Below are 6334 nucleotides of genomic sequence, written 5' to 3'. Positions count from 1 at the left end.
ATCGAGCAGGTCCGCATCGTGGAGGACGCCCACCTGGTGGCGACGCACCCCCGGTGCTGGGAGTCCGAGGAAACCACCTTCGATCCCCGCCACTACCTGGCCTTACTCGAGCGCAAGCCCGGCGCCCTCGACGTCGCACGGCCCCTGGAGGACTGGGAGCTGCCGGGATGCTTCGGCCTGCTGCGCCGAAGGCTCGAGGCCGACCTCTCCCACCTGGGCACCCGGGAGTTCATCAAGGTGCTGCGCCTTCTCGAACACGCCTCGGTGACCGAGCTCGCCGGCGCGGTACAGGCGGCCCTGGCGATCGGGGCCACGAGCTCGGATGCCATCGCCCTGATCCTTCACCACCGCCAGGAACGACCCGTGTCGCTGTTCTCCCTGGACGGGCACCCGCACCTGCGCCCGTACGTGATCGAGGCGCCCGACCTCTCGGCCTACGCCTCACTGAAAGGAGCATCAGCATGAAGGCCCTGGAGTCCAAGTCCCTGGTCCTGCTCCGCCACCACCTGAAGGCGCTGCGGCTTCCCACCATCGGGGCCGAGTGCGAGAAGGTGGCCCGCCGGGCCGCCTCCGACGGCTCTGATCACCTGACCTACCTGCTGCAGGTCTGCGAGCTCGAGCTCCTGGAGCGCGAGCGCAAGGCCGCCGAGCGAAGGCTGAAGGCCGCGCACCTGCCGAGCATCAAGTCCCTGGAGTCCTTCGACTTCGCTGCTCGGCCCTCAGTGAACAAGGTTCTGATCTCCGAGCTGGCGCGGTGCGAGTTCATCGACCGAAGGGAGAACGTTCTGTTCGTCGGCAACCCGGGGACCGGGAAAAGCCATTTGGCCATCGGCCTCTCGGCCGCCGCCTGCGCCAGGGGCTACCGGGTGCGCTTTCACCGGGTCACCGAGCTCGTGACCCTGCTCATCGAGGCCAGGGACGAGCGGACCCTCCTCGGCCTGAGGGCCCGCCTGGGGAAGCTCGACCTGCTGGTGCTGGACGAGCTCGGCTACGTGCCGGCCTCCAAGGTCGGGGCGGAGCTGCTGTTCGACGTCATCTCCACCGCCTATGAGAGAACGAGCCTGATGGTCACGACCAACCTGCCGTTCGAGTCCTGGACCGAGGTACTGGGCTCCGAGCGCTTGACGGGGGCCACGCTCGATCGCCTGACCCATCGGTGTCAGATCATCGAGACCAAGGGCGAGTCCTACCGGCTGAGGGACGCCAAGGCCCGGATCCGGAAGCCGGGGGCCCCAGGCGAGCCGGGTCCGAAGGAGAGGGCTACGGCGGACCCTCCAGGAGCCATGGAAGGAGGACCCGAACCCGCTAGCATCCAACCCAGGTGCTCCCGTTTTCGACCGGCCACCGCTACAGGTTTCGACCGGCCTTTACAGCGACGGCTGCCTCGCTTCGGACGGGCCTCAGCTTGGTCTTGCCCGTCGCTTTGTCCAGGCGCCCTTCTACGCTGTTTGATCGCTTGCTTTCTGACCACGGTTGCCGGGCCCCTGTAAGACTTCCGACCCTGTTCTCTCCCTGTAAGGGGCGTGGAGCAGGATGTGGTCGTGAGCCCAGACCAGCGCCTGGAGCGCCTCTACCGGGAGGAGGGCGCCCGGTTGTGGTGGGCACTACTCGCGTACTCAGGCGACCGGGAGGTGGCGAGCGATGCCGTCGCGGAAGCCTTCGTCCAAGCCCTTGGCCGAGGCTCCGCCATCCGGTCCCCGTCCGCCTGGGTCTGGAAGGCGGCCTTCCGCATCGCGGCCGGAGAACTGAAACGACGACGGGGGACCGGTGGGCCCCCAGGCGAAGAGCACTACGAGATGCCGGAGCCCTCGGACGTCCTGACCGCGCTGGCGAGGATCTCCGAGCGACAGCGGGCCGCCATCGTCTTGCACTACTACGCCGGGTACTCGCTGAAGGAGGTGGCCGCGATCACGGGCTCGGCCAAGGCCACCGTGGGTGTCCACCTGACCCGAGGGCGGAGGCGCCTTCGCATGCTGCTGGAGGAGAACGATGAGTGATCCCACTGACCGCATTGCAGAAGTCGAACGAAACACCCCACCAGAGCTGTGGCCCGACATCCAGAGGCGCGCGAGCCTGACTCGATCCGAACGTCGACCCATCCCACGAGAGCGCCGCCCCACCGTTGCTGTGAGCTTGGTCCTGGTTCTGGCGGTGTTCGCCTGGGCGGTCCTGCGGCTGGCAGGGGCCTTCCAGTCGTCTCCATCGGCAGAGATGACCGCGGGGACCCTCCAGACCACAGGATGGACCCTCCAGTACCCCACCTCATGGCACGCTCAGGACCTTCCGGCCTGCCCCAACGCCCCGGACCGCACGGGCATCGTCGTCACAGATACGAGCTTCGTGTTCCGCAACCCCTCGGGTCAGTTGCCATCGTGCGGAGACCGGCTGGTCCTGGCGGGGTTCCCGAAGACCGGGGTGGCTGTGGCTCTGATGCCGGTGGGCATCAGGATCGGCCTCTTCATCTCTACTCCAGATACCCCGTTCCCGATCGGGTGGGACCAGCTTGAACCCACCCAAGGGATCAGGGGAGGTCCAGCCGAGTCTTACCTCGGCATCACGGTGGATCGCAACGACGTTCTCTGGCTGGGCACGTGGGTAGGACAAGACGCACCGGAGTCCGCCCTGGCCCAAGCTCGTTCCGTGGTCGCCTCTCTCCAGGTGCAGGGGGCAGCGCACTGGACCACCTACCACGACCGGGTCCACGGGCTCAGCGTCACCTACCCCGACGACTGGTATCGGGCCGGGAGCACCCTCACCCCCCGCTTGGCCATCCCCACCGAAATCCTGTCCCTCGGGTCCTACCCGCTTCGCCCCGGAGGCAAGGCGTGCACCGACGTGTATCTACCGGGGAACGCCATCTCGGACCTCGGGCTGGGAGACGTGTTCATCACCCTCCAACAGACCGATCCGGGACTGCCGCCACGGCCGGCTCGCTTCGGACCGGGAGCCGCTCGGGACACATGGAACAGCTTTCCCGCCTGTGACGGGTACCAGGCGAAGGGCCTTCGTGCTTGGTGGATTCCATTCCAGGACGCCGGCCGCGGGTTCTTCGCGTTCGTGGCGCTTGGTCCGGGAGTGGGGCACGATCCGCAGGTCCTCCGGGTCGTCTGGCATGTGTTGGATAGCCTGCGGTTCCAGCCCTCGTAGGTCGTGGCTCGGAGCGTGTCGTATCTGCCGAGAAACGACTAGGTCGTCCACACAATCCGTACAACCATCCGAGCGGTGGAGAGGTGCCGGGGCGCACCGAAGCCTGGGTGGAGGCGGTCCGCGTGAAGCGGAGAGCCAGGGCACTGGCGGCAGGCTCTCTGGCCCTTCTGATGCTGCTGGCCGGGTGTACCGCGACGACCAGTCACCCCGAGCGTCCTCGCAAGACCTACGAGCGAGGCAGACCCGTCATCCGCACCCATCACCGCACGGTTGATGTGTCGTCCCTTCCGGACGCCTCGCCGTTCTTCTCCATCCCGCCTGGTTCCAACGTCCTGGGCAATGTCTCGGTGCGCCTCGCGTGCGCGCCGACCTGCATCGGCGATGAGCCGATTCCGACTGTCCACGATGCTGTCGTCAGGATCACCGGTTCCGGCGTAGCCGTAGGGGAGGTCTCGACGGGGACCACCGGGGACTTCGCCGCCCACCTACCCCCAGGCCGGTACACGTTCCAGGTCGTCCAAGCCCCGGACGACATCGACCTGGGGACCTGCACGAGCGAGACCGCCGAGGTCGGTACCGGCCAACCCACGTCCGTAGGTCTCTTCTGCTCCTTGGCCACGGCGTAGAAAGCTCACGCTTCCCAAGGTCTCGCCCACGTTCGATGGCCGATCGCCGACGACGGGTCCCCGACTACACGGTATGGAGCGGACGATGCGGTCACCCTCCGACCGAGAGAGCCCCATCATCTGCACCTCGATGAGCCGCCATCGACCAGTCGCCCCTGAGAGGTGTGTGTTCACCCATGCGCTTGCGCATCCGACGAGGCAGTCACCGAGTTCGGAGCGTCATCGGCCAGTGCCGAGGTTAAACGATGTATCTGGACGTTCGGGAGATCGCAGCGCTGCTCGACGGAGCCCACACTCGCCAAGAACGTGGCGCTCCGTACCCGCCTGCTGGTGCTTCTGGCTGCCATCGGCAGCCTTCTCTTAGGTTTCGCGGTGACCGCCTCTCTGCTTCCCTTCCCGCGTCCTTGCGTTTCCATCTTCTGTGGCGACAACTACACCGGAGGGCCAGCACCAGTCCTCCGGGGGTTGTTCACTTGGCCACAGGTCGTAGCTTTGCTTAGCTCCGTGGTCGCTGCGGTCGCCCTCACTGCTTGGGGACTCCGGTCTCGTCCGCGATCAAACTGAGACATTGCCCACCATCCCCATTGCGAGGGCATACTGGTGTGATGGGACGGGAGGGACGGGCGCTCGTCGCGCTGGGGGTCCTGTTCGGGCTGAGCCTGCCGCTAACCCTGGCCCTGCACGGCAACGATGCCGGGTCGCCAACGACACGCTCCAGGGCCCGGGCGGTACTCGCCGCAGTCGCAGCACAACCTGACGTCCTGTACTCGGTCCCGTCGTCACCACGGTGTTTGGACGCCGGGATCCCCATCTTCCCCGGAGCCGCGCCCGCACCGGCGCTGGCCGTCGATCGAAGTGTGGCCCGCGCCATCACCGATCTCCACCTCACCCCGGGACTGAGCGGTTCAGCGATCTTCCAGGCGCCGTTTGGGACCTGGACGGCCGGCATGCAGCAGGGCAGGGACTTGCTCAGCCTCTATGCCGACCGCATGCGGCCTGTGAACTTCTGGGACATGAGTGTCCGGCTCCGAAACGCCATCGGCGTCCGCCCTCGCGGACCCGTCGACTCGCCGCCGCTGCTGTACGTGAGCCCGAGCGGGGCTGTGCTCCTGCGTCCACACCCGAGTGGTGCTCTCGATCTGATCCTGCTCTGCCCCGCGGCGTCGAGCTGACCGCTCATCTCAGACGCCGGGGTCGACTGCCCGGCCCTGGCGCTGGGCACAGTCGAGGACGCCGTCACGCCTGGCCGTGCCGAGGCATGATGCTGGGGAGATGTTTCGGGGAGGCTTCGCGTTCTTGGCGCTCGCCGCGGCCATCCTGGCCTCGTGCACGTCCGACGCCCCGACGCCTCCTTCCCGTTCGCCGCTCCCCACCCGGACGTCGATCACCTCCAGCGCCCTGGTCATGGACGGGAAGGTCCGGTGCACCGCCACCATGGACACACCCGTGCAGGCGGGCCACATCACCGGCCTGACGTTCGCCCTGCACAACGTGTCGGACGGCCCGGTCCAGGCTGGACTGGACCCGTTCACGCTGTGGTTCGTCCTCCGAGCCGGCGACGGGACCCGGTACGACACCAGGGTTCCCCGCGAGTCCGCGATCGGACCGGGGTACCTACCGGAGACGATCGCCCCAGGAGCCACCAAGACCGCCCACGTGTCCGACGTCAGGGTCCGGTGGGCTGGGCCGCTCGCTATCACGCCGTCCTGCCAGCAGACCACCCTTCCGAGCCTGCGGACGGAGGTGGCCGCCTCGGGTCCCACTCCAGACAACGCCGCCGCGCTCGCCGACGTGGTCGCTGCCTCTGGACACCTCCTGGACCACTGCCGACCGACCCGAGCGGGTGTTCCGGTGCAGGGCCGGATCGAGCCGCCGAGTGGCACTACTCCCCCCATGCAGGCGGCCTGCTCCATCACCCTGGAGCCCCAGGGATCGTTCCTGCACGCCCAGGAACTGGTGCTTGTCCCGCCGGACCTCACCGGCGTTCAGGTGAAGGCGCCGTACGAGCAGATCACCCTGCCCGATGGGCCCGGCACAGCCGAGGCCATCGCCTGGGACTTCGTGGTCACCGCGGATGGAGCGGTCTCGGCGTCCGCGACCACCGTTGACCGGACCCGAGCAGCGAACGCGATGGCCCCAGACTGGGACTGGACCGGCACTCGTTGGGAGGGTCCAGGTGGATCACGGTGCGGGGGCTCCCTAACCTCGGGAGGAGGCGGCTGGCGGGGGGGAGCCTTCGTCGAGTTCGTGTCGGTGTGTCCGGCCTGATGCGTCCGGAGAGCTGTCCGGCCACAGTGGCCGGCGCGGGCCCGGCACGATGTCCCAGGCCGAGATGTCCACCACTGTGCCTTGACGGAGTGTGTCCAAGTTATGAGGCTGCGACAGACAAGGAGGGGTGATGCTCATCAGGTCCTTGGCGTCGCCGCGACGGCGGGTGTAAACGCCGGTTGAAAACGACAGCACCCACGGCCTGAAGACGCCGGTCGAAAACGACAGCACCCCGACATCCCCGTTCTGCCCGGGCTCGCCCCGAGGCTTCCCAGAAGGGAAGCCGGCAGGAG

7 protein-coding genes and 1 pseudogene are annotated in these 6334 nt (G+C 67.6%); 7 read left to right on the top strand and 1 reads right to left on the bottom strand.

Translation table 11 applies throughout. The annotated features are described in order from the left end of the window. From M3Q23_05080 to M3Q23_05055, 6 genes and pseudogenes are all read left to right on the top strand, one after another. Positions 1 to 465: IS21 family transposase (locus M3Q23_05080; GenBank protein MDP9341479.1), on the top strand; the 465-nt coding region annotated here is incomplete at its 5' end. Continuing rightward, positions 462 to 1229 (top strand): annotated as a pseudogene (gene istB, locus M3Q23_05075) (IS21-like element helper ATPase IstB). The gene M3Q23_05080 and the pseudogene istB, both read left to right, overlap by 4 nt. A gap of 312 nt (positions 1230 to 1541) precedes the next feature. Then, a complete protein-coding gene (locus M3Q23_05070; GenBank protein MDP9341478.1) occupies positions 1542 to 1997 on the top strand; it encodes a sigma-70 family RNA polymerase sigma factor in 456 nt (151 codons plus the stop codon). A gap of 136 nt (positions 1998 to 2133) precedes the next feature. Further along, positions 2134 to 3147, top strand: a complete 1014-nt coding sequence (locus M3Q23_05065) for a hypothetical protein (protein MDP9341477.1) — start codon at positions 2134 to 2136, stop codon at positions 3145 to 3147. Between the two features lie 83 nt (positions 3148 to 3230). After that, on the top strand, positions 3231 to 3773 hold the full coding sequence (locus tag M3Q23_05060) for a hypothetical protein (GenBank protein ID MDP9341476.1): 543 nt from the start codon (positions 3231 to 3233) through the stop codon (positions 3771 to 3773). Positions 3774 to 4378: 605 nt separating this feature from the next. Further along, the gene (locus tag M3Q23_05055) at positions 4379 to 4945 is read left to right on the top strand and encodes a hypothetical protein (GenBank protein MDP9341475.1); all 567 of its coding nucleotides are present in this window, start codon (positions 4379 to 4381) and stop codon (positions 4943 to 4945) included. A 9-nt stretch (positions 4946 to 4954) separates the two neighbouring features. On the opposite strand, the gene M3Q23_05050 is transcribed toward M3Q23_05055, so the two are convergent. Then, positions 4955 to 5179 (bottom strand): hypothetical protein, encoded by a 225-nt coding sequence (locus M3Q23_05050; GenBank protein ID MDP9341474.1) that lies wholly within the window; start codon positions 5177 to 5179, stop codon positions 4955 to 4957. On the opposite strand from M3Q23_05050, the gene M3Q23_05045 reads away from it, so the two are divergent. Next, complete coding sequence (locus M3Q23_05045) at positions 5178 to 6041, top strand: hypothetical protein (protein ID MDP9341473.1); 864 nt, start codon at positions 5178 to 5180, stop codon at positions 6039 to 6041. The genes M3Q23_05050 and M3Q23_05045 overlap by 2 nt on opposite strands. The last annotated feature ends 293 nt before the right edge of the window (positions 6042 to 6334 follow it).

The sequence above is a fragment of the Actinomycetota bacterium genome (genome assembly GCA_030774015.1).
GTDB lineage: Bacteria > Actinomycetota > UBA4738 > UBA4738 > JACQTL01 > JALYLZ01.
The sequence above is the reverse complement of the archived record's forward strand: the minus strand, read 5'-3'. Positions and strand labels throughout refer to the sequence as shown.